This window comes from Streptomyces sp. NPDC053474 (genome assembly GCF_044544845.1).
Lineage (GTDB): Bacteria > Actinomycetota > Actinomycetes > Streptomycetales > Streptomycetaceae > Streptomyces.
Map to the genome: position 1 here is coordinate 309,892 of NZ_JBITXV010000008.1, position 22,864 is coordinate 332,755.

General features: G+C 76.6%; 14 protein-coding genes. 10 read left to right on the forward strand and 4 right to left on the reverse strand.

Annotation, left to right across the window (positions count from 1 at the left end):
• Positions 1–58: 58 nt before the first annotated feature.
• Positions 59–1,936, reverse strand: coding sequence for an O-aminophenol oxidase PhsA (phsA, locus tag ACIG3E_RS21095; RefSeq protein WP_399618845.1), 1,878 nt, complete (start codon positions 1,934–1,936; stop codon positions 59–61).
• A 335-nt stretch (positions 1,937–2,271) separates the two neighbouring features.
• Here phsA and ACIG3E_RS21100 point away from each other — a divergent pair, with 335 nt between their 5' ends.
• The 10 genes from ACIG3E_RS21100 (at position 2,272) to ACIG3E_RS21145 (ending at position 19,891) form a co-directional block, all read left to right on the forward strand.
• The gene (locus tag ACIG3E_RS21100; RefSeq protein ID WP_399618485.1) at positions 2,272–2,787 is read left to right on the forward strand and encodes a hypothetical protein; all 516 of its coding nucleotides are present in this window, start codon (positions 2,272–2,274) and stop codon (positions 2,785–2,787) included.
• A gap of 35 nt (positions 2,788–2,822) precedes the next feature.
• Positions 2,823–4,991: a tetratricopeptide repeat protein gene (locus ACIG3E_RS21105; protein WP_399618488.1), complete on the forward strand. Its 2,169-nt coding sequence runs from the start codon at positions 2,823–2,825 to the stop codon at positions 4,989–4,991.
• A 9-nt stretch (positions 4,992–5,000) separates the two neighbouring features.
• Complete coding sequence (locus ACIG3E_RS21110) at positions 5,001–10,769, forward strand: CHAT domain-containing protein (RefSeq protein ID WP_399618491.1); 5,769 nt, start codon at positions 5,001–5,003, stop codon at positions 10,767–10,769.
• Positions 10,766–11,113 carry a hypothetical protein gene (locus ACIG3E_RS21115; protein ID WP_399618494.1) on the forward strand — a complete coding sequence of 116 codons (348 nt, stop codon included), beginning with the start codon at positions 10,766–10,768 and terminating at the stop codon, positions 11,111–11,113. The genes ACIG3E_RS21110 and ACIG3E_RS21115 overlap by 4 nt, the downstream gene beginning before the upstream one ends.
• A 42-nt stretch (positions 11,114–11,155) precedes the next feature.
• A complete protein-coding gene (locus tag ACIG3E_RS21120; protein ID WP_399618496.1) occupies positions 11,156–11,620 on the forward strand; it encodes a nucleotide exchange factor GrpE in 465 nt (154 codons plus the stop codon).
• Complete coding sequence (locus ACIG3E_RS21125) at positions 11,617–13,758, forward strand: Hsp70 family protein (protein ID WP_399618499.1); 2,142 nt, start codon at positions 11,617–11,619, stop codon at positions 13,756–13,758. The genes ACIG3E_RS21120 and ACIG3E_RS21125 overlap by 4 nt, the downstream gene beginning before the upstream one ends.
• On the forward strand, positions 13,755–15,740 hold the full coding sequence (locus ACIG3E_RS21130) for an Hsp70 family protein (RefSeq protein ID WP_399618501.1): 1,986 nt from the start codon (positions 13,755–13,757) through the stop codon (positions 15,738–15,740). Before ACIG3E_RS21125 ends, ACIG3E_RS21130 begins: the two co-directional genes overlap by 4 nt.
• Before the next feature lie 63 nt (positions 15,741–15,803).
• The gene (locus ACIG3E_RS21135; RefSeq protein WP_399618503.1) at positions 15,804–17,336 is read left to right on the forward strand and encodes a hypothetical protein; all 1,533 of its coding nucleotides are present in this window, start codon (positions 15,804–15,806) and stop codon (positions 17,334–17,336) included.
• Entirely contained in the window at positions 17,333–17,821 is a 489-nt protein-coding gene (locus ACIG3E_RS21140; protein WP_399618506.1) for a hypothetical protein, read from the forward strand. Before ACIG3E_RS21135 ends, ACIG3E_RS21140 begins: the two co-directional genes overlap by 4 nt.
• A 3-nt stretch (positions 17,822–17,824) precedes the next feature.
• Positions 17,825–19,891 (forward strand): hypothetical protein, encoded by a 2,067-nt coding sequence (locus ACIG3E_RS21145; protein WP_399618509.1) that lies wholly within the window; start codon positions 17,825–17,827, stop codon positions 19,889–19,891.
• A gap of 11 nt (positions 19,892–19,902) precedes the next feature.
• On the opposite strand, the gene ACIG3E_RS21150 is transcribed toward ACIG3E_RS21145, so the two are convergent.
• From ACIG3E_RS21150 to ACIG3E_RS21160, 3 genes are read right to left on the reverse strand one after another with little or no spacing between them, the layout of a single operon-like run.
• Entirely contained in the window at positions 19,903–21,255 is a 1,353-nt protein-coding gene (locus tag ACIG3E_RS21150) for a protein kinase (RefSeq protein WP_366795414.1), read from the reverse strand.
• Between the two features lie 18 nt (positions 21,256–21,273).
• Complete coding sequence (locus ACIG3E_RS21155) at positions 21,274–22,182, reverse strand: protein phosphatase 2C domain-containing protein (protein WP_399618511.1); 909 nt, start codon at positions 22,180–22,182, stop codon at positions 21,274–21,276.
• On the reverse strand, positions 22,179–22,838 hold the full coding sequence (locus ACIG3E_RS21160; RefSeq protein ID WP_138967199.1) for a tellurium resistance protein: 660 nt from the start codon (positions 22,836–22,838) through the stop codon (positions 22,179–22,181). The genes ACIG3E_RS21155 and ACIG3E_RS21160 overlap by 4 nt, the downstream gene beginning before the upstream one ends.
• Positions 22,839–22,864: the final 26 nt, after the last annotated feature.

Below are 22,864 nucleotides of genomic sequence, written 5' to 3' on the forward strand. Positions count from 1 at the left end.
TCGCGCCTCGTCCTCAAACGCCGGACGGGCTGAAAGCCCGGGGCCCGGGGCCGCTCCCTCAGTGGTCGCCGTGGCCGCCGCCATGGCCTCCGTGGTCGAACTTCAGGGCCTCCTCGGGCATCACGACGAAGGGGCGCATCATGCCCATGTCCTCGTGCTCGAGCAGGTGGCAGTGGTACATGAAGCGGCCGTACGCCCCGTCGAACTTGCCGATGACGCGGAGCATCTGGCCGCCGGGGACCAGGAACACGTCCTTCCAGCCACGCTCGTTGGGAGCGATCGGGACGGGTGTGGCCGGGTCGTGCGCGACCGGGGTGCGCGTGCCGCCGGCGGCCGGGTCGAAGCCCGAGGCGTCGTACGTGTCGCGGCCGAGGAGCTGGAAGTCGGCCAGGTGGATGTGCATGGGGTGGGTCACGTTCGGCCGGACGGCGAGGTTCAGGAAGCTCCACTGCTCGTACGCGCCCTCGGCGATGGTGAAGCCGAGGCCGTCGTTGAACGTACGGGCCGTCCTGCGGTAGGTCTTCAGGGCGCCGTCGGGCCCGCGGACCTGGATGACGCCGTCGGTGGGGAACTGGATGCCCCCGGGGTCCTTGACCTCCTCCATCTCCCAGATCTCCGGGTGGCCGCCGCCGCCCTTGGTGGCCGGTGGGGTGAGCACGATCAGCCGGTGGCCGTGCGGCACGCCGTGGCCGATCGGGCGGAAGGACCCGGAGAGGACCTCGGGGAGGCGGAAGGTGTCGGGCGCGCCGCCGCCCTTGCCGACGCGGAACTCCATGACGTGGGGATAGCGCACGTTCCCCGCGGGGTCGGGCAAGCCCGGGGCCGCGTTCGGCCCCTTGTTGACCAGGCGGAGGCGCTTGCCCGCGAGCGCGCGGAAGTCGACGAGGAGGTCGAAGCGCTCGGCGGGCGCGACGGTCAGCGTGGGCGACGAGCCCGCGGTGCCTCCGAAGTCGATGGGCACCGGGCGCGGCAGCAGGCCGCCGTCGCTGCCGATCTGGTGGAGGACGCCGGGGACGGGGCGGCCGCCCTCGTCGATGAGGACGAGGTCGTACACGCGTGCGTTCGACGCGTTGACCAGGCGGAGGCGGTGCCAGGCCGGGGACACGTCGGCGTAGGGCCAGATGCGGCCGTTGACCGTGGTGTACGGGCCCGTGAAGGGGAGCGTGACCGGCTTGCCCGTCTCGGCGTTCTTCGGGTCGACGATCGTGGTCTTGTGGAGGAGGCGGCCCGTCAGTCGGCCGTCCTCGTCCGTGTCGAGATTGCGGTCGGCGATGAGGAGGGGGATCTCCCGCTTGCCGGAGGGGAGTTGGAGTGCGTCCTCCTCCTCGTCGCGGACGAGGTAGGTGCCGTACAGGCCCGCGAACACGTTCCACCTGGTGATGTTCATGGCGTGGTCGTGGTACCACCACTGGACCGCCTGGTGGTCGTTCGGATACTCGGAGAGCTGGGCGTCGCCGGATCCCACGGCGTTGTCCGCCCAGCCGTCGTTGCCGCCGCCCGTCTGGGCGCCGTGGACGTGGGTGACGGTCCAGGCGGGGAGCGCGGCCACGTCCTTGTTCGGCTCGACGCCCTCGCGGCCCGGGAGGGTGCTGGGCGGCTCGCCCGTGCGCTGCACCTCCACCGCGGTGACGGGGAACTCGGTCTCCTTGGGCACGCGGTTGGTCCACGCGATACGGATGCGCTCGCCGCGCCGCACCTCGATGGTGGGGCCGGGCACGGAGCCCTCGTACCCCCACATCAGGGTGGGCGGGAGCTGCGGGTGCAGCCGCACCCAGGCCGGGCGGACCGCGATCTCCGTCTCTTCGCGGACGTCACCCCCGGCGGGGCGCAGGACGGGCGGGACGGTCAGCGGCGCCACGTACGGAACGAGCTCGCGGCCGTCCGCTTCCCCCGTGGCCGTGCCGCCGCCGTCGGCCGCGGCGGGCCCGGCGGTCACGTCCGGCTTGTCGGTCACGTCCGGCTCGTGGGGCGCGCCGGGCCCGTCGGTCCCGCGCCGGACGTCCAAGTCGAGGTCGATGTCGGTCAAGGTGAACACCCCCGTGTTCAGCTGCGTTTCAGCCTTCACCTCAGAAGACTCCCGGCACAGCACGAAAGTTCCATGAATCCCCCATTCCGGAAAAATCTCGCAAGAGTGCCTGTTCAGGGCCTTGGATGAGGAATCGGCAGGGCCGGAGATCCGGTTTCGCCCGCGCGGCAGGGTGCGCGGCCTCTAGGCTGCGGGCCCGTGCCCCGTCGCACGCCCCGCACCCCCGGCGGAAGGATGACCGCCCCATGACCGACGCGCCGCCGCTGCCCGACGCGCCCCGTACGCCCGGCACTTCCGGCGCGCCGCTGCGCGCCGAGCTGCTCCTGGACCAGGTCGTCACCGACGCCCTCGGCGACGACCTGGTCGCCGCGCTCGCCGGACTCGGCGTCCGCACCGCGCGCGTACGCCGCGCCGTCGGTCACCGCGGCGCGGGCGACGTGCCCTGGCTGGTCCTCGCCGCGCTGCCGTTGCAGGCATTCCTCAGCGGTCTGGGCGCGGAGGCGGTGCGGGACGCGTACGGGGCGTTCAAGGCGGCGGTGGGCCGTCTGGCGCGCCGCGACGGGGCCGCCGCCGCGCCGCCGCGCCCCCTCGTGCTGCGGGACGACCGCACCGGCCTGAGCGTCGTCCTGGAACCGGACCTGCCCGCCGAGGCGTATGAACGGCTGGTGGGGCTCGACTTGACGGCGTTCCGGGTGGGGCCCCTGCACTACGACCGACAGCAGTCCCGCTGGCGCTCCGAGTTGGACGAGGCCGCGGGCTGACCCGGCACCGGCCGCTGATCGGGGGCGTGCGAGACGTGGGGGCGCGAACGGATACGGCGTACGCCGCGGCGCGAACGGCCTGCGCCGAGGGCGAGGCCCGGTGGGCCCGCGGGGACGGGCCGGGCGCGGAGGACTCCTTCCGGCGCGCGGCGGCCCTCGCGCGCCCGGCGCGCGCCGACGACGCCTCCCCGCCCGGGACGCCCCTCCTGACCAACGGCGCCCCGGACGCCACCGATACCCCGCGCGCCATCAGCGCCCCAAGGGCCGCCGACGCCACCGACACCCCGGACGGCGCCGACGCTCCGGAGGCCACCGACACCCCGGGGGCCACCGACACCCCAGACGGCACCGACGTCCTCGCTCGCGCCCGGATCGGCCTCGGGCGCCTGCGCCTCGCCGCGGGGGACACCGAGCAGGCCCTCGTGGAGTTCCGCGGAGCGCGGGAGGCGGATCCCGGCGGGGCCGCGGCCCCCTTCTGGACGGGGTGCGCGCTCGCGCGGCGCGGGGACCTCGCGGCGGCCGAGGCGTGCTTCACCGAAGCCCTCGACCGGCCCGACCCGCACCCGCGCGCGGCCGTCCAACGCGCCTACGTCCGCGCCAAGTCCGGCCGCGCGGCGGCCGCGCTCGACGATCTGCGGGCGGCGGCGCGGGCCGGGCCGCTCGACGACGAGGCGCGGTGGGTCGAGGCGGCGCTCGGCGGGGGCGCCCGGGAGGTCGCGCTGCGCCTGCGGCGCGCCGCGCTGACCGCCCTCGGCGGCGACGCGCCCGACCGGGAGCGGGCCGCCGCGCTCACCGCCGCGTCCTGGGGGCTGTGCCGCGAGCGCGGCACGTTCGTACCGCTGTACGCGGTGACGCTCGTCGCGGGCGGTCGCCGCGACGCGGCCGTCGGCCTCCTCGACGACGCCACCCGGCACGACCCGGCCGATCACCGGGTCACCCACGCGCTCGCCCTCGCCCTGCTCAACTCCCGTACAGACAACGTCAGTTCGCGCCTCGAACGGTGCGTGGGCGCCTGGGGCGCGCTGCTGCACGACGCCGCCTTCTGGGAGCGGGTGCGGCACGGCGCCGCGGGCCGGTACGGCGTCGACGTGGCGGAGTCCCTCGTGCCGGACCTCCGTACCGCGCTGTGCGAGCACCTCGCGCGACGGCTCACCGACGGCGGCGCCGACACTGGCGCCAGGGTGCCGCCCGACCTGCTGCTCCAGCGCGAGGCCGAGGCGGCGCGGCTGCTCGACGCGGCGGCCGGAGCGTCACCACGGCCGCCCGAAGTGCCCGTGCGCGGCGGCCCCCTGCGGATCGCGGCGCTCGGTGCGGCGCGGGAGTTCGGCGCGTTCGCTGCCGCCCTGCCGGACGACACGCTCGTGCACGCCTTCTCCGAACTCGGCCTCGCCCACATGCGGTTGCGCCACGGGCTGCCCGGCGACGCCCTCGCCGCGCTCGGGGAGCTGCGCTGCCCCGCCTGCCGCGCGCGGGCCCGCGCGGCGGACCCGGGCGCCGCGCCCGTGTGCGAGGCGGACTGCCCGCGCTTCGACGAGCTGAACCCGGGCTACGCGGGCTTGGCCGACCGCCACGAACGGCTCGCCCGCGACGCCAGGGACCTCGCGCTGCACGCCCGCGTCACGCTCGGCCACGACCAACTCCGCGCCGACCCGCCGGACTTCGGGGCGGCCACCGCCTCCCTGCGGCGCGCCCTCGTGCACGCCCGGGAGCTCGGCCGCTACCGCCCGACCCAGGCGAAGGTCGTCGGCCTCGCCCTCGCCACCGCGAAGGACGCCCACCGCGCCGGGCAGCTCAGCCGGGCCGTCGCCACCCTGGAAGCCGCCCGCACGGTCATCGGCGCCAACGAACGGCCGCGCCTCGACGGCCAGTTGGCGCGCGCCCTCGCCGACCGGGGCATCGTCGAGGCGAACCGCGAGGGCTCCACGCTCGACGCGCCCGCCGCCGACCTGCGGCGCTCGGTGGCCTTGAGTCCGCACGGGCGGCGGGCACAGCTCAGCCTCGGTATCGTGCTGCGCGGCCTGGCCCTCCAGCGGTGGGGGTCGGGCAGCCTGTCCGGCGCGCGCGCCGTCCTGGAGGAGGCCGTCGAGGCACTGACGGCGGCGCTCGCCCGCTTCCCCGACGACCCCGAGATCGCCGAGGAGCGGCGCCGGGCCCAGGACGAACTCGACTTCGTACGCGAGCAGTTCGACGAGAGCGGGAGGTGACCGGCGCCGGTGCATGAGTACGAGGAACTGCGCGTCCGCGTCCGCCCGTTCGGCCCCTCGCGCTTCCTGGTGGCCGCCAGCGGGCCGTCCTGCGCCACGGACGTCATCGCCGTCGACGGCGAGCCCGCGGCGCTCCGCGCCCGCTGGGACCGCCTCGTCGAGGCCGACCTCGGCCATGCGCCAATGGGCGAGCGGCACACGGTCGAGCAGCTGCGGGAGCTGGGGCGCGCGGTGTACGGGCTGCTGTTCGGGGACGGCGGCCGGGCGGTGCCCGAGGGCCCCGGCCCTCTCCCGTACGCGGCACCGGCGGGGGGCTACGGCGGGCCCGTGGCCGGGGCTCCCGGCAACGCCGGGTTCGGGCCAGGAGCCCGGGGGTTCACCGCCCCCGGCTTCGCCCCGCCGCCCCCGGGCCCCGGCTTCGGCCCGTCCGCCCCGGCGCCCGGCGGCCCCCGCTCCTCCCCCACCGCCGCCTGTCTGGCCTCCGCCCTCGACCTCGCCCAGCGCACCGCCCCGGGCCGCCGCCTGCGGCTCCGCTTCGACCTGCCGCCGCGCCTGCGCGAGCTGCCCCTGGAGGCGCTGTGCGCCCCGGCCGACCTGCCGCACCAGTCGCTGGCCCTCAACCCCGCCTACTCGCTGGTGCGTTCCCTGCCCGGCGGTCCGCTGGGCCAGCGCCTTCCCACGCCCGCGGACGAGCCGAGCCTGATCCGGCTGCTCGTCGCCTGCGCGTCGCCGCCCGGCGCGGGCCCGGCCCTGCGCCTGGACGCGGAGGTCGCCGCGCTGCGCCAGGAGCTGCCCGAGGTGGCCGTGCGCACCACCGTGGTGGAGGCGGCCACGCGCGAGCGCCTGGAGGCGGCCCTCGCCGCGCACGGCGACCTGCCCACGGCCGTGCTGCTCATCGCCCACGGCCGCTACGACGAGGAGCTCGGCAAGGGCGTCGTCCAGCTGGAGACCGAGTCCGGCGGTGTCGACAGCGTCCCCGCCGATCTGCTCAGCGGCATCCTCCTGAAGGCGCCGCGGTTGCGCCTGGCCGTGCTCAACCTCTGTTCGGGGGCGGACAGTTCGGGTCCCGACGGGATGCACGCCGAGCCGTTCTCGGGGCTCGCGCAGGCACTCGTCGCCGGGGGCCTGCCCGCCGTGGTGGCGATGCGCGGGCGCGTCAGCGACGCGTCGGCGGGCCGCTTCAGCCCCGAGCTGTTCAAGGAGCTCGCGGCCAACCGCACCGTCGACGAGGCGGTGTCCACGGCGCGCCGCCGCATCTCGCACCTGCCGCGCCACACCGCCGTCGAGTGGGCGACGCCCGCGCTGTTCCTGCACGCGGAGTACCGGCACGGGTGGCTGTTCAAGGCGCGCGAGGTCCGCGACGACGGCGGTGCTGTGGCCGACCCGCTGCGCGAGGGCGCGGACGCCCTGCGCGCCTTCCAGAGCCCGGTCGGGCACGTGGACGCCACCACGCTGATCAGCGCCGCCCGCTTCGAGCGCGACCAGGGGCGGTGGCCCCAGGTGCAGCGCATCCTGCGTACGCCCACGCGGCAGTACGAGGACGAGCAGCGGCGCCTGCGCACCGAGGCGGCGTGCGAACTGGCCTGGCCCGACCTGGAGAAGCTGTGCGACCTGCTCGCCCACGAGGGCGACGGGGCCGCCGCGGCCGCGCAGCTCGCCGTGGTCCACGCGGCGCTGCCCCTGCCGCTGCCGGGGCCGCTGACCGCCCGCGCGGAGCGGCTGCGGCTCGCCGCCGAACTCCTCGACCGCGCGCGGGCGGCGGAGGCCGCCGCCGACTGGGACGCGGCCGTCTCCCTGTACGAGGAGGTGGCCGCCGCCGGGCTCGGCCACGCGCAGGTCGCCGAACGCCTGGCCGCCGCGCGCACGGCCCTGCGCGCCGCCTCGGTCCGCGCCGCCGCCGAGCGCGCCCACCACGAGGGCGACTGGGACGCCGCCGCACACGCCTACGCCGAGGCCGCGGCCCTGTGCCCCGGCGACCCGGCCACGGCGGCCCGCGCGGCGTACGTCCGCGGCCGGTCGGCGGAGTCGGCGGGGCGGTGGCGGGAGGCCGCGACGGCGTACGCGGAGTGCGGACGCGCCCCGGGCGCACCCGGGCCCCACTCCCCAGGCCCGGCCGCCGCGCCACCCGGGCCGCACTCCCCGGGCCCTACCGCCGCACCACCCGGACCGGACGCCCCGGGCCCACCCGCCGCACCATCCGGCTCGAACCCTCCGCGCCCCACCGCCGCGCCACCCGGCCCGAACACCCCGGACCCGGCCACCGCGCCATCCGGCCCGGACGCCCCGCGCCCGCCCGCCACACCATCCAGCCCGAACCCACCGCGCCCTACCCCCGCGCCACCCGGCCCGAACACCCCGGGCCCGACCGCCACACCCCCCGGACCCGAGGCCCCACACCCTGCCCCCGGCCCCCCGGCCCCCGCCACCCCCCGCCCCGCCCCGAGCATCGCCGACGCCCCCCTCCGTCGGTCCTACGCGTGCGGTCGCGCGGCCGCCGAGGACGGGGACTGGGTGGCCGCCGTCGCGGCCTTCGAGGAGTGCCGGTCCCCCGGGGGGCCCGGGGCCCAGGGCTCCCCGGTCCTCGCCCATCTCGACTCCGACGGCCGCTGCGCCTACGCCCGGGCGCGGCTGTGCCGCGAGCGGGCCGACTGGGACGGGGCGCTCGCCTGGCTCGGCGGGCTCTCGGACTCCTTCGCCGACGTGGCGGACCAGGTCCTGTACGCGCACGGCCGGGCCGCCGACGCCCGGGGCGCCTGGGCCGATGTCATCGACGGCTTCGGGCGGCTGCCCGACGCCTACGCGGACGGCGACGTGGGGGTGCGCCGCCGCTACGCCCGCGCCCGGGTGGCGGCCGACGTCCACCGCGACTGGGCGGCGGCCTGCGCGCTGCTCGCGGGCGTGCCGGACACCGCGCGCGAGGGCACGGTCGCCCCGCTGCGCCGCAAGGCGGAGGGCCGCCGCGCGGAGGCGCGCCCCGACTGGGCGGCGGCCTGCGCGATCTACGGGCGCGCCTTCCAGGACGGCACCGCCGCCCCGCAGGCCCCGGCGGCGCCCGAGCCCCTGCACCTGTACCTCTACGCCCTCGCCCGCACCCACGAGGCCGCCGACCGCTGGCAGGACGCGCTACGGGTCTACCGCGTCCTGCCCGACGCGTGGGCGGACGTGCCCGCCCGGCGGCGCTACGCCGGTGCGCGCGTCGGCGAGGAACGGGCGACCGGGGCGGCGCAGTGGCTGGCGGTCGCGGCGGCGTACGAGGAGATCGGCGGCGGGCTCGACGGCGCGGACTGCGCGGCGCGCTGCCGCTACGCGCGGCTGCGGGCCGCCGAGGCCGAGGGCGAGTGGAACGCCGTCGTGGCGGCGGCCCAGGGCCTGCGGGGACAGCCCGACCTGGCCGCCGCGGCCGCCGTGGACACGGTCGACGCGTACGCGCGCGGCCGCATCGCGGACGCCCACCAGGAGTGGGAGAAGGCAGCGGAGGCGTTCGGCGCGTGCCTGGGGCACCGGGACGCCGACGCCCAACTCGCCTACGCGCAGGGGCGGTTGCTGGAGCGCGACGGCCGCTGGAGCGACGCCGCGGCCGCGTACGAGCGCGCGGCGGGGCGGCTCGACCGGGCCGAGGTGCGGCGCCGACGGCTGCGGCGGCTGCTCGACCTGCTGCCCTGGGCCGACGGCCTGACCCACGCGCCGCTGACCGCCGACCCGTTCGCGCTGCGCGACCCCACGTACCCGTATCTGGCGCTGCGCGAGGCGGGCGTGCACCCCGGCGTGTCGATGGCCGCCGTCAGGGACGCGCCGTACACGCTCCTGGGGCGCGGCGGCATGACCTGGTCCGAGCGGGTCGCCCTGGACCGGCTCCAACTGCCGGGCCGCAGGCTCCAGTTGGATGCCCTGCTGTACCGCTGGCACGCGCCCGAGGCCGTGCGCGACGCGCTGGCCACGCTGTCGCCGGACGACGAGCACGCCGGGCCCGGCCTCGTGGACGTGCTGTGCGAGCGCTTCCCCGAGGACGCGCCGCTGCTGCTGCTCCTCGCGCGCGGCCGGGACGCGGCCGCCGCCGAGTGGGAGCGGCGCCTGGCCGCGGCCCCCGGCGACATGGCGGTGGTGCACGGCCTCGCCGTGGCCCGCCTCTGGCAGGCGCAGGAGCTGGAGCAGAGCGGCGCCTGGGAGCACGCCACGCGCACCTGGGAGCAGGCGCTCGCGTACTGGTCGACGCTGCTCAGCGACGACGCGTACTGGGACGGCTGGCGGGCCGAGCGCGCCGCCTGCTACGCCCGCGAGCTGACCCCGGAGGACATGAACGGGCTGCGCTGGGAGCTGAGCCGCCACCTGTCCGCGCAGCTGTCCGCGTACGAGCAGCGGCACACGGAGGAGGGGCGGCCCCACCAGGCCGAGGAGTACGGCGAGTTGGCGGCCTTCCTCGAAGCGGAGCTGGGCGGCGCGCGGGTCCTCAAGGACGTGGGCGGGCTCCCCGGGGTGCCCGGGGCGCGCGGCGCGCTCGCCTGCGGGCCGCACTATCTGCGGCTGCTCGACCTGCAACTGCCGCTGGCCGCGCTCGCCGCGCAGCTGGACGCCGCCGCCAAGGACGGCAGGGACCCGGGCGAGTACGCGGCCCGCGAGCTGCGCTGGGCGTTCTCCGGCCTGGCCCGGTCGCTCGCGCTGTGCGCGGTCCACAAGTTCCCCGGGGCCCTGGACGCCCTGCCCGCCTTCCCCACGCTCACCACGCTGCCCGAGGACTGCGCGGGCCCCGCCGCCGCGGCCGACCCGCGCCGCCACATCGAGGACTGCGGGCACTGCCGGGACTTCCTGCGCCGGGACCCCGCGTACGTCCAGCTGGCGCACCGGCACGCGCGGCTGCTCCAGGACGGCGTCGAACTCGCCGTGCGCGCCCGCCTCGAACTGTCCCGCACGGCGCTCGCCGACGGCGAGGACGGCCTGAGCCGCGCCCTCGAGCAGTGGGAGCGCCTGGTGCGGGTCGCCCGCCGCGCCGGGATGTCGGCCCGCGCGAAGAAGGCGGTCGTACGCACCGCGCTCGGCCGGGTGGAGGCCCTCGTCAGCGAGCCGTCCGGGCCCCGGGCGCGCCGCGGCGACGGCCTGGACGAGGCCATCGCGCTCGTCGAGGCCGTGCCGCCGCTGCTGCACCCGCTGGACCGCGAGGTCCGCGACCAGCTGGAGGGCAGGCTCTCCTCGCTGTACTCGATGCGCGGGGTGTGGCGCGGCTACACCCGCACCAAGCACGGCATGCGCGCGGACGTGTACGGCGCCGAGGCCGACCTGCGCCGGGCCCTCGACCTCAACCCGGCCTCCAACCACGCCCGGGACAACCTCGCCCGCGCCCTGGTCTTCACCCTCGACGAGCGCGGCGACCCGCTGCCCGTCCGCCTGCGCCACCTGCACGAGGCCCTCGGCCTGCTCGACGTCGGCCTCGGCCAGGCCCTCACGCACAACTACCGCGAGACCCTCGGCGAGGCCCTGGAGGAGCTGGACCGGCTGCTCGCCACCGACCTGGGCGTCGCGGGCATGGGCGCGCTGATCCGCAGCGACGGCGCGGAGCCGCCGCCGGACGAGGACGACCTGGCCTCCTGGGCCGCGGAGCTGACCGACCGCGCGGAGGCCGAACGGGCCCGGGGCGACGTGCGCAAGGCCCTGCACCACCTGATCCGCGCGACCCGCGCGGACGCGATGGACCCGCGGGTGCGCCGCGCGCTGCTCGACGCGGTGCGCGGCTGGCGCACCGCCCTGACCGCCGATACGCCCGCCGAGGGAGGCACCCCGCCGTGATGCAGGACCCCGACGGGCCCCCGAGCCCCTACGACGCGCTCGCGGCGGCCTCGGTCACGCCGTGGACCTCGCACGCCGAGCTGCGGGACGCCCCCTTCGAGCTGCTCGCCCGGCGCCTGATGACCCCGGCCGCGCAGGCGGCGCTGGAGAAGCTGCGCACGGTGCCGGGGCGGCTGCTCGTCGACCTCTTCCTGTACGACGTGGACGTGGCGGCCGAACTGCCGGGCGCCATCGAGGAGATCGACCGGCTGCTCGCCGGGGCGGCGGGGCCGGACGCGGGGGAGCCGCTGCCCGACGAGGCGGTCGCCGGGCTGCTCGACGAGCTGATCCGGTTCGACGTATGACAACGGCCGAAGGGCGGCCTGAGGTCCCATGAGGAGGGCACCGTGACCGAGCAGGAGTCCACCGCGGCGGCCGCGCGCGTCGCGTACGAGGGGGCGCGGGCGCTCGCCGAGCGCGACGCCGCGCACCGCGCGCACACCGAGCGGCTGCTCCTGGCGTGCGCCGACGCCCTGGACGCGTGCGACCGGCTGCTCGCCGCCGGGCCGCAGGACCCGGCCGCGTACCAGCACAGCGTCCGGCTCATCGCGGGGCAGCTGGAGGCGGCCGCGACCGGCGCGGGCCTGGAGCCGCTCGGCGCGGTCGGGGAGCGCGCGGACCCGGCCACGCACCACGTCGTGGCCGTGCGCCCGGCGCCCGCGGGCGCGGTCGACGACGAGGTCCTTGAGGTGGCGCGGCGCGGGTATCGATACCGGGGGCACGTGCTGCGCGCCGCCCGGGTCGTGGTCGCCGCGGGCAGCGCCGCGGAGGAACGGACCCAGGCAGCACAGGAAGGGACAGCACAGGGATGAAGGCCATCGGGATCGACCTCGGCACGACGAACAGCGCCGTCGCCGCCCACGACCCGCACCGCGACGACATCGCGGTCCTCACCAACAGCAAGGGCGACCGGCTCACGCCGTCGGTGGTCGGCCTCGCGCGGCGCGACGGCAAGGACCAGACCCTCGTCGGCGAGGACGCCCTCAGATGGGCGGTGCGCCAGCCCCGGGAGACCGTCGTGTCCGTGAAGCGCCTGATGGGCCGCGACTTCGCGGACCGCTCGGTGGCGCAGGCCCGCGAGCGCCTCTCGTACGAGATCGTGCCGGGGCCCGACGACGACCCGCGCGCCCACGTGCTGCTCGGCGGCCGTAGCCGCACCCCCTCCGAGATCTCCAGCGTGATCCTCGACAAGCTGGTGCGGGACGCGGCCCGCACCCTCGGCGAGCAGGTGACGCACGCGGTGATCACCGTGCCCGCGTACTTCCGCGACGCGCAGCGCGCCGCGACCCGGGAGGCGGCGGAGCGCGCGGGCCTGGTGGTGAAGAAGATCATCGATGAGCCGACCGCGGCGGCGGTCGCGTTCGGCCTGCACAAGCCGGGCGGGGCGCGCAGCCGGGTGCTCGTCTACGACCTGGGCGGCGGCACGTTCGACATCTCCGTCCTGAACACCGTCAAGGACGCCGAGGGCCACAGCCAGTTCCAGGTGCTGCGCTCCGCCGGGGACATCTGGCTCGGCGGCGACGACTTCGACCTGGCGATCGTGGAGCGGATCATCGCCTGGATGCGGGACGAGCGGGGTGTCGACCCGTCCCGCGACAAGGAGTTCCTGTTCCAGGCGAAGAAGGCCGCCGAGGCCGCCAAGCGGGAGCTGAACGAGCTGTCGGAGACGTACATCGTGATCCCGGCGGCGTACCACGGCCCGGAGGGCATCGTCGACGTCGAAATGGCGCTCACCCGCGAGGAGTTCCAGCGGATGATCGCCCCCCTGGTCACCCGCACCATGGACCTCGTCAAGGAGACCCTGACGGGCTACGAGCTGACGCCCGACGACATCTCGGACGTGCTCCTCGTCGGCGGCGGCACCCTGACCCGGCCGGTGTACGAGGCGGTCGAGGCGTACTTCGGCGGCGACAAGGTGCGCCGGAACATCAACCCCATGGAGTGCGTGGCCTACGGCGCGGGCGTGCTCGCCGAGACCCTGAGCGGCGTGGAGTGTCCGGCGCCGCAGTGCCTGAAGGCCAACGAGTACACCGCCGAGGCGTGCGCGGACTGCGGCCAGAGCCTGGTCAACGCGCGGCCGGTGGGCGCCACGGGGCTGTTCGAGTCGACGCCCATGGCGATGGGCATCGCCGCGGTCAAGGGCGCGCGCCGCGACGTGTTCGTGCCGATCATCCCGGCGGGCTCGCCCTTCCCGCTGCCGGAGCCGCGCACGCGCACCTTCCACGCGACGGACAGCCGACTGATCCGGGTGCCGGTGTACGAGGGCGACAGCCATGTGGCGAGCGAGAACGACGAGCAGGGCGTCGTGGAGTTCGAGCTGCCGCAGGAGATCGAGATCAACCGCCATGTGGACGTGTCGTTCAACTACTCGGCGGACCGCATCATCACGGTCCGCGTCAGCGTGCGCGGCACCGACATGGCCCTGGAGGCGACGCCGCGGCGCGACAAGCCGCGCACGCCGCCGCCCGAGACCGAGCGGGAGGTCGACAGCGCGGTGCTCCGCGAGGAGCTGGGCCTCGCCGAGCGGGAGGCCCAGCACTTCCTGAAGCGGTACGGGCCCTACATCGAGCACACCCAGGAGCTGAAGGTGCGCCGCGACATCACCCAGGCGCAGCGGGCCGTGGAGATGGGCGACAGCGGCGAGTACCAGCGCCTCACCGAGCTGCTGCTCGACGACATGTACCACCAGTGCGGGCTCGCCAGCCAGTTCCGCCAGGCCGAACTGGCCTCGGACGGCGCGCCCCTGGAGACCGTCAAGGCGATCAGCGAGGCCGTGGAGCAGGTCAAGTCGGCCCACCGCAACGGCAACCGCATCCAGACCGCCGAGCAGGCCAAGAACCTGCGCAGCATGATCGCGGTGGCCTACTCCGAGCGCGCCGTGCCGTCGCTGCCGAGCAGGCGGGACTACGACGGCATCCTCCAAGTCCCTGACGATATGGCAGGCGGATGACGGCAGCGGGGGGCACGGGGGTGACGGCGCGGGACGCCGAGGGCCGGGTCAGCCTCGGCGTGGACTTCGGCGCGACGGGGGTGCGGGCGCTCTACGCGGTGCCCGGCAAGCCGGTGCGCCGCCTCGACCTGCCCGCCGCCGAGTGGCCGTGGCTGGTGTGCGCCCCGGCCGCCGCGGGGGTCCTGCCGGTGGTGTTCCCCAGCGTCAAGTCCCTGCTCGGCAGCGGCAGTCCGGTGCCGTGGCGGGACGGCACGGAGGACGCCGAGACGGTCGCGGCGCGGATGCTGCGGGCGCTGCGCGAGCGCGTCGAGGCCCGCGCGGGGGCCGTGACGCAGACGGTGATCAGCGTGCCCGCCGCCTTCCAGTCGCGGCAGCGCCAGGCCCTGCGCGACGCGGCGGCCGCGGCCGGGCTCACGCCGGTGCGCCTCATCAGCGACTCGCTGGCCGCCGTCATGGGGCACACCACGGACCGCGACAGCGGCACCTTCCTGGTGTACGGCATGGGCTACGACGGCTTCGAACTGGGCCTGGTGCGCGGGGTGCGCGGCCACTACCGCGCGCTCGGCTACGACGGCGCGGCCACCTCCGGCGGCCGGGCCTTCGACGAGGCCGCGCTCGCCTCCGCGGTCCGGCTGCTTCGGGCCCACCGGGGCCCCGCCTCCGTGACCGGGGGCAGCGCGCGGCGGTGGCTCGGCCACCGGGAGCGGGCCCAGGAGGCGCGCGAGGAGCTGGGCGGCGCCGAGGGGTCGGCCGCGGACTCCGCCGCGCTCACCCTCGACCTCGGCCACGGGCCGCCGCTGCGGATGCGGATCACCCGGCCGCACCTCGACGCCTTCCTCGAACCGCATGTGCGCCGGACCGTGCGGCGCGCCCACGACCTGCTCGGCGCGTCGGCCCTGGCCCGCCCGGACGTGGACACGCTGCTGCTCGTCGGGGGCGCCACGCGGCTCGCGCAGGTCCGCTCGGGCGTGGCGGACCTGGGCCGGAGCACCGCGCACGGGCCCCGGGAGCTGCTCGCGCTCGGCGCCCTCAAGCACGCGGTGCGGCTCGCGGGCGGGGGCGCCTCCGCGTCCGGCGCGGCGTCCCTGGAGGAGGGCCCGCTCGAACCCCCCGACCCGGGGCGCGACACCCTCGCGGAGGCGCCCTCGCTCACCGCGACGCTGCTCGCCCCGGACGATGCCCCCGGTCCGGCGCGCCGCGATGTGGCGCAGGCCCGCGAACTGGCCGGGCAGGGCCGCAGAAAGGAAGCGGTGGCGCTGCTCAGGGACATCGTGGCGGAGGCACGGGAGCTCCTCGAAGGCCTGACGGGAGCGACGGCGGCACCGGAGACGGCAGTGGAGACAGCAGCGGAGCCGGACGACTCCGACCGGCCGCCCCCACACCTCTCCGACCGGCCATCCCCGCACGTCTCCGACCGGCCACCACTACAGCTCTCCGACCCGCCACGACCACAGCTCTCCGACCAGCCACCCCCACAGCCCTCCGGCCAACCGGAAGCCCCGGCCCCACCGGCACCCTCCGAGGAGGCCGACCCCCTCAGCCACGCCGCCCGGCGGCAGCTGGCCCGGGCCCGGGTCCTGCTCGACCTCGGCCGGTACGAGCACGCCGTGCAGGCCTCGCACCTGGCCTGGCAGGAGGCCACCGCGCACCCGGCGCGCGCCGACGTGCTCGACGCGATGATCGACGTGCACTGCGCGGCCGCCATGGCCGACGTGGCGCCCGACCACTTCCCCGACGCCGAGCGCTGGCTGCGCTGCGCGTACGGCCACGACCCCACGAACGAGCGGGTGCGGGACCTGCTCGCCCGCCGCACCTACCGCCACGCCCGGGAGCTGCACCGGCGGGGCGCACGCGATGAGGCGATTGAGGCCCTTGGCAAGTGCCTCACGTGGGACCCTGAACACCCCGACGCCGAGGCGCTGTTGGCCCGGCTGAGTCGCGACGGCAGGAACCGTCGCGGCAGGGGTGACGTCCTCGACTGACGAGGCCCTCAAGGGCGAGGCACTCGACGGTCACGCACCGGTCCCGAGACAGGGAGTACGCGCTTGACGCCCGCACAGCTGCTGGACAAGCAGGAGCTCATCAAGCAACTGCAGGACCTTGCGGGACACCCGGCGCTCGGCCCGCGCGCCGCCGAACTCGACGTCCTGGCCCACGACGTGACCAACGACAAACGCCTGGACCGCTGGTCCGAGCTGGACCTCGTGCACGTCTACGTCCGCCCGGAGAGCGTCACCGCGCGCGGCAGGAGACCCTCGGCGCGGCGCGACGGGCTCCTGGAGGCCGCGCTCGGCGCGCTGGTCTTCGTCCCGCTCCTGGTGACCTGGTTCGGCCTGCGCGAGGCGGTGCACGCGTACGGGGAACTGAGCAAGGTGGACCGCAAGGAGGCCACGCGGCCCTTCCTCCAGCTGTGGCAGTCGGGCTTCGGCGGCCATCTGTCGCCCCTTGGCCGGTTCGAGAACGTGGCCCTGATGGCGGTGGTCCTCATCGCCCTGCTCGTCCTCCTGTCCGTGGTGCACGCGCGCGTACGCACGCGGGCCGAGCGCGAGGAGGACGCCCAGGAGGCGGAGCGCGAGCGGCTGCTCGCGGACCTCGCGTCCGTCCTGACCCGCCTCCAGATGCTGCTCGCGCCGCACCGCAGCGCCTCGCCGAAGCAGTTCACCTCCGAACTCACCAAAGCCGCCAAGGAGATGCGCTCGCTGGCCGCCGAGGCCGACCACAACCACAAGGCGCTCGTCGCCGCCACCGGCTCCGTCACCAGCGCGACGACGGCCCTCCAGACGGCGGCGGGCAAGCTCACCGCCGAGGTGCCGAAGCTGGGCGCGGCCGCCGACCGCATCGAGACGGCGGTGCGCGAGGGCCAGCGCGCCACGGCCGAGGCGAGCACCGTGGGCGTCGCCGCCACGCGGCAGCTCGGCGACCTGGTCAAGACGGTGGGCACGACCGTCGAGACCTCGCTGCGCTCCCTCGTCACCACCCAGAAGGACCTCGTCACCAAGACGGACGCGGTGGCCCAGGCCACCGAGCAGGCCTGCGCGGCCCTGGTGACCAGCACGGGCCGTACGAACGACGCGGTGGACGGCATGCGCGAGGCCACCGAGCGCTGGGACGCGGCGGCCGCGCACTGGCAGGACGCGGCGGCCCGCTTGGAGACGGGCGTCCGGTCCCTCGCGACGGCGCCCTCACGGAACGGGTCGGAGGGACACCGCGCCGGACCGGACCCGTACGGGACGTCGAGTCCGTACGGAACGTCCGCCCCGTACGGGGAACCCGGTCCGTACGGAGCGGCGGCTCCTGCGGCGTCGCCCTGGCCCGGCACGAACGGCCCGAACGGCCCGAACGGCACGCGCGGCACGAACGGCTCCCCGGCCTCCGCGCCACCCCCGGCGGACGAGGGCCCGGCGCCCCCGCCCCCGCGGCCGGACCCCGCCCCCGAGCCGGAGGACGTCCAGGACGACCCCGCCCTGAGCGGCGGGCGCCGCCACGAGGCCGCCGAGGACGACGTGCGGTCCGACCGCACCACCGCCCTGCGCCCGCCGCCACGGCGCCCGGCCGCGCCCCCCGGAGCCGACACGTGACCCCGCGCCGACGGCAGCGCGGCAGCCGGGTCGCCGGGGTCGTCCTCGCGGGCTGGCTCTTCGCCGACCTGCTGCTCGTCCTCGCCCTGGTGTCGATGGCCGACCGGCCCGACCCGCTGGCCGCGCGCCCGAAGCCGCCGGGCGGCGCGGGCGCGCACGCCAAGGAGAAGCCCAAACCCACCGGCCCGCCGTCGGTGGCGCGCGAGCCGGAGGAGTTCGCGGTCAAGGGCGTCGACAAGAAGTCGCTCGCGCGGCAGATCGGCCGCGAGACCCGCAGGTGGGAGGGGCGCAGGGCCGCGCTCGTGCTGACCTTCGGCGGCGGCCCGGGCGGCACGGAGTACGCCCATCTGGTCAACTCCCAGCTGAGCAAGGGGCGTCCGGCGATGTTCAGCGGCAAGACCGCCACCGACGACTTCCACGACCTGAGCGCCGACACGTCCACGGCCGTGGTCCGCGTGTACTTCTTCACGGCGCCCGGAGGCTGACCGGTGGCGCAGAGCTGGCGGCCCGGCGTCCGGGCCACGGGCACCGGCACGCTGCCGCCGCTGCCCGCGCTCCCCGAGTTCCCCGGCATGCGCGGCTACACCGCCCTGCGCGCCGCGCTGCGCGACCTGGGGTTCCAGCACGCCGCGGGCCTGCTGCGCGAACCCGCGCGGCGGCGCGCGGCCGCCGGAGTCTTCGGCACCCTGCCGCAGGCGGAGACGGACGACGGCTTCCGCGTCCTGGACGGCCTGTGGTTCCCCGGCCGCGGCGGCCTGTGGCAGCGCGTGGACGTGCCGTACGTACGGCAGGCGCAGGACGCCTGGCGGACGTCCGCCGACCCGCGCGCCCTCACCGCGGCGGCCGTCGTCGACACCCTGGAGACCCTCGCCCGCGACGACCCGATGGGCCTGCGCCGGGTGGTCCTGTGGGAGCTGTGCTGTCTGCTCAAGGACCGCGCACCGGGGCCGGAGGGCGCCGCGACCACCGCCGACGACGTGGCCGCGCTCGGCGTGCACCGCAGCGAGGCCCGGCTGCTCGCCGCCGCCGTCGACGCGGGCTTCCCGGCCGAAGGGCCGCTGCGCCGGGCCGCCGAGACCGTGAACGACGTCTGGCCGGGGCGCCGCCTGCGCGCCGCCGAACGCGTGGCCGACGCGCTGCCCCGGGCGCCCCAGGACCACGTCCTCGCGCGGCTGCTCGGCTCGCTGCGGGCCCGCTCCGCCGCCGTGGCCCGGCTCGCCGCCCGCGCGGACGCCCTGGAGGAGCGCGGCGACTGGCGCGGCGCCGCCACCGCGTGGCTCGGTGCGCTGCGGGAGGCCGAGGACGCCCCGGAGACCCGTACGGGCCTGCTGCGCGCCGCCACCGGCCTGGCCGACGCCACCGCGGCACCCGGCCGGGCCCCCACCACGGTGGCCGTCGACGACCTCCGCGTACGCCTGACCTGGCGGCCGCCCCGGGTCAGCACCACCGTGACGTACCAGGTCCTTCGCTTCCCCGACGGCGAGCCGGAGCGGGCCACCGAACTCACCGTCCCGCCCTCGGGGTTGACCGCCGAGGACGCCCGGGCCCCCCTCGGCCGGGCCCTGCGCTACGCGGTCGTGCCGCTGCGCGGCGGCCGGGTGATCGGGGTGCCGCTCGTCACCGCGCCCGTCCTGATCGCCCCGGACGCCTCCGATCTGACGGCGGTCCTCGTGCCCGACGGCGTCCGGCTGCACTGGCGCCCCCACCCGGCCGCGACCGCCGTCCGCGTGCGGCGCTCGGCGGACGGCGCCCCGCCCACCGTCGTGGCGAGCGGGCCCGACCGCCTCCTGGACGTGTCCCTGCCCGTGGGGACGTACGCGTACGAGGTGAGCTGCGGCTATCCGGGCGGCGGCCCGGGCGGCGGCACCGCCTGGTCGCCGGGGGCGCGCGTCACCGTCCGGGTCGAGGAGTGGCCCGCGCCGGTCACGGAGCTGACCGCGCACCGCGCCGGGGACCGGGTGCGGCTCGCCTGGAGCGCCCCGGAGCGGGGCGAGGGCACGCTGGTGGCGTGGCCCGCGGGCCCGGTCGCACCCGGCGCGGACGTGTCGGCGCGGTACGTGGAACTCGGCGCCGCCCCGGCCCCGGCGCGGAAGCTGGAGGTGACGGCGCCGCCCGGGCGGCGGCTGCGCCTCACCGCGGTGAGCACGCTCGGCGAGCGCGCGGTGGCCGGGCCGAGCGTCGTCGTCGAACACCCCTGCCCCATCAGGGATGTGACGGTACGCCGGATCGGTGCGGGCCGGGCCGAGGTGCGCTTCACCTGGCCCGAGCCCGCCGTGCTCGCGCGCGTGGCCTGGGACGACGGGGCCCGCCGCGAGGAGCGCAGCGTGGCCCGCAGCACGCATCTGGCCGCGGGCGGGAAGGTCACCCTCGCCGTGCCGGAGACGGCCTGCACGGTGACGGTCGCGCCGCTGCCGCGCCCGGACGCCGTGGCCGTCCCGGCCGCGCCCGCCCGGGTCACCCTGCCCGCGGCGCCGCCCCCGCTCCCGCCCGGGCCGCCCGCGCGCAGGCCGTGGTGGCACCGCTTCCTGCGGCGCGGCACGACTCCCGCTCCCTGACGGGCCGGGCCCTAGTCCTTGACCTCGGCCTCCGCGCCGCCGCCGAACTCCAGGAGCAGCCCCCGCTGGAGGCCGACCGTGCGGCCCGGCTCCACGTCCAGGACCGTACCGTCCTGCTTGCGGGCCGTCCACGTACCGCGGGTGCGGTTGGTGAGGCCGAACCGGCCGCGCTGCTGAGGGTGTTCGGTGACCTCGCCGACCACGGCCCGGAAGTCGTGGCGCTCCGGGTCGCCGTCCAGGTGGTGGGCGTAGAGGCGGGCGCTCGGGTCGAGGCGGATGCCGCGCCGGGTGCGCAGCGTGGTGCCGGTGGCGGTGACCAGCTCGAGCCGGGGCGGCAGCTGGAGCGGCTTGCCGCACTTCCAGCAGTCGGGCGGCGCCCCGTCGGGCTGGGTGAGGTTCTGCTTGCCGCAGCCCCGGCACTGCGTGATCGCGTCCAGGACCTGGCTGAGCGCGTCCCGCCACTGGGACTCGCGCACCCGCCGCGCCGGGCTGCGCAGCCCGTGCGTGAACGTCTGGACGAACAGGTCCCGCAGGATCCGCGGCAGGGCCGCCCAGGTGGCGATGACGGTCGGCTGCTCCCCCACCACCGGGCGGTTGCGGGTGTCCTCGGGGTCGTACACGAACACCGGGTCGGAGCCGTACAGCTTGCGCTTGGCGGACTCGCCCATGCAGTGGATGCGCAGGGCGAGGGCGCCGTTGAAGGGGTGGTCGTTCATCAGGAGCAGGAACAGGAGCACCGCGAGGGAGTGCAGGTCGGTCTGGGTGCCGGGCTGGGCGCCCTTGTCGCCGCGCACCAGCTCCGGCGCCATGAAGTCCATGGTGCCCGCGACTCCGGCGAGGGCGCCCTCCACGACCGCGTTGTCGTTGTCGCACACCAGGACGTCGCCGGTGCGCGGGTCGAAGAAGATGTTGCCCCAGTTGATGTCGCGGTAGGCGATGCCCTTGGAGTGCAGCGCGCGGTAGGCCTCGACGGTGTGCAGGGCGACCGTCACCAGGGTGCGCATCGTGGCGTCCTTGACGGACGGGTCGCGGCGGAACAGGGCGGGCAGGTCCTGGAACCGCGCCGGGCGCACGTCCATGAGGTAGCCGAAGCCGGGCTCCTTGCCGTCGGGGTCCATCACGATGGACTGCGGCCACAGGAAGCGGTCGTCGTCCCACCCCTTCTCGATGAGGCCTTCCAGGATGTGCTTCTGGCGGGCGTCGGCGAGCTGCGGGTAGTACCACTTCACGGCCCGGTCGCCGGTGGCCGTCGTGACGCGGTACACCTCGCCCTGGCCGCCGGAGCCGAAGAGCTCCGCGACCGTGACGCGCTCTCCCGACTCGGCCACCAGCTTCTTCCCGCGGGCGAGCATGCCGTTGCTCATGCTGGGGTCCCCGTTCCTTCACTCATGCGGTTCGTGTCCTCCTGTGGCGTCACTCGTGTCGTGCCGGGCGCCGAACGCCCCGACGAGGGTCGTGTCGTCGCCCGAGTACTTCGCCGCCCGCGCCAGCCAGTCCGCGAGCTGGCCCTGCACCGCCGCCAGGCCCTGCGCGACGGCCCGCTCGCGCACCCCGGTGGCGAAGTCGAGGAAGCCCTGGTGGTCGGCGAAGCTCTTCGACAGGCCGTCGGTGGAGAGCAGCACGGCGGGCGGCGGTCCCCCGGTGATGGGCTGCCAGTGCGTACGGGTCTTGCGCCACGGCTCCGGCTCGCACAGCGAGTCGGTCTCGTCGCCCAGGTCCGGGCCGCTGGACAGCGGGGTGTGCGGCTCGCCCCCGTCGTCCACGAGGACGATGTCGCCGTCGCCCAACTGCCAGCACAGCAGCGTGTGTTCGGTGAGGACGGCGCCGAGCAGCGTGCTGCCGTAGGCGGCCAGGTCCGGGGCGCCGCGGCCGCGCGCCCGCCGGTGGGCTGCGGCGCGCTGGGCGGGGGCGGCGCCCCGCGCGGGCGCGCTGCTGTCGTGGAACAGCGCGCGCCGGTGCCAGCGGTGCCCGACGGCCTGCGGCAGGAGCCGGGCCTCGGCCCGCAGCTCCGGCCAGGCCGCGGCGTCCGCGCCGACCCGCACCGCCTCGTGCGCGAAGACCTCCGCGCACGCCGTGAACTCCTCGACGGCCCAGCGGGCCCCCAGGTCGCTGCGGAAGTGCGCGGCGGAGCCGTGGCCGTCGGCGACCGTGAGGACGACGGCGCGGCCGTCCGCGGTGGCCTTGGCGGCCCAGCAGTCCTGGCTGTACTTCTTGCCGACGCCCTTGACCCCGCCGGTGAGGAGGGCCCAGCGGACGTCCGTGGCGCGGCCTGTCCCCTGCTCGGCGGTCACCAGATGTCGGCTTCGCCCTCGACCTTGGTCAGCGGCGGGCCAAGGGGCGTCGCGGGCTTGGCGTCCTCGACCTTGGGCGTCGAGGCGTCCTTGACGACCGCCGTGGACATCCAGCGGATGGCGGCGGCGAGCTGGCGCGGGTTCTTGGCCTGGAGCGGCTCCAGCTCGGGGTTGGCGAGGAACTCCTTGAGCATGCTCTTGTCCGCGTCGTCGCCGATGGCCACGGCGACGCGCACGGCCCGCTTGCCCCAGGGCGTGCTGTCGATGGCGCGCAGGCCCGCCCGCCAGTCGTCGGTGGGCTGTCCGTCCGAGGCGAGCGCGAGCACCGGCGGCAGCGCGCGCTGCGGCATCGGCGGCGTCTGCAGGGCTCCCGCGGCGAGCTTGAAGGCGGCGCCCATGTCCGTGCCGCCGTACGTGTGGACGTCCTCCCAGGAGAAGTTGTTCACCGGGGTCGGCTCGCCGACGTGCCAACTGGCGCCGCTGGCGAAGGAGATGGCGCGGACGAGCAGCGACGCGGCGGGGTTGGAGTCGGCGGCCTGCTGCATCTCCGGGATGGCCTCGCGGATGGCGAAGTTCAGCTGGCCGATCTTGCCGTTGACGCTCATGGAGCCCGAGCAGTCGAGCATCCAGATGAAGTGGACGGGGCGGCTGGCCATGGAGCCGCCCGGGAAGTTGTCGACGA

Excerpts from the sequence above, each read along its gene's own strand:
- ACIG3E_RS21160 (WP_138967199.1), bottom strand. The coding sequence starts at position 22,838 with ATGGCCAGCCGCCCCGTCCACTTCATCTGGATGCTCGACTGCTCGGGC.
- ACIG3E_RS21130 (WP_399618501.1), top strand. The coding sequence starts at position 13,755 with ATGACGGCAGCGGGGGGCACGGGGGTGACGGCGCGGGACGCCGAGGGC.
- ACIG3E_RS21125 (WP_399618499.1), top strand. The coding sequence starts at position 11,617 with ATGAAGGCCATCGGGATCGACCTCGGCACGACGAACAGCGCCGTCGCC.
- ACIG3E_RS21150 (WP_366795414.1), bottom strand. The coding sequence starts at position 21,255 with ATGAGCAACGGCATGCTCGCCCGCGGGAAGAAGCTGGTGGCCGAGTCG.
- ACIG3E_RS21100 (WP_399618485.1), top strand. The coding sequence starts at position 2,272 with ATGACCGACGCGCCGCCGCTGCCCGACGCGCCCCGTACGCCCGGCACT.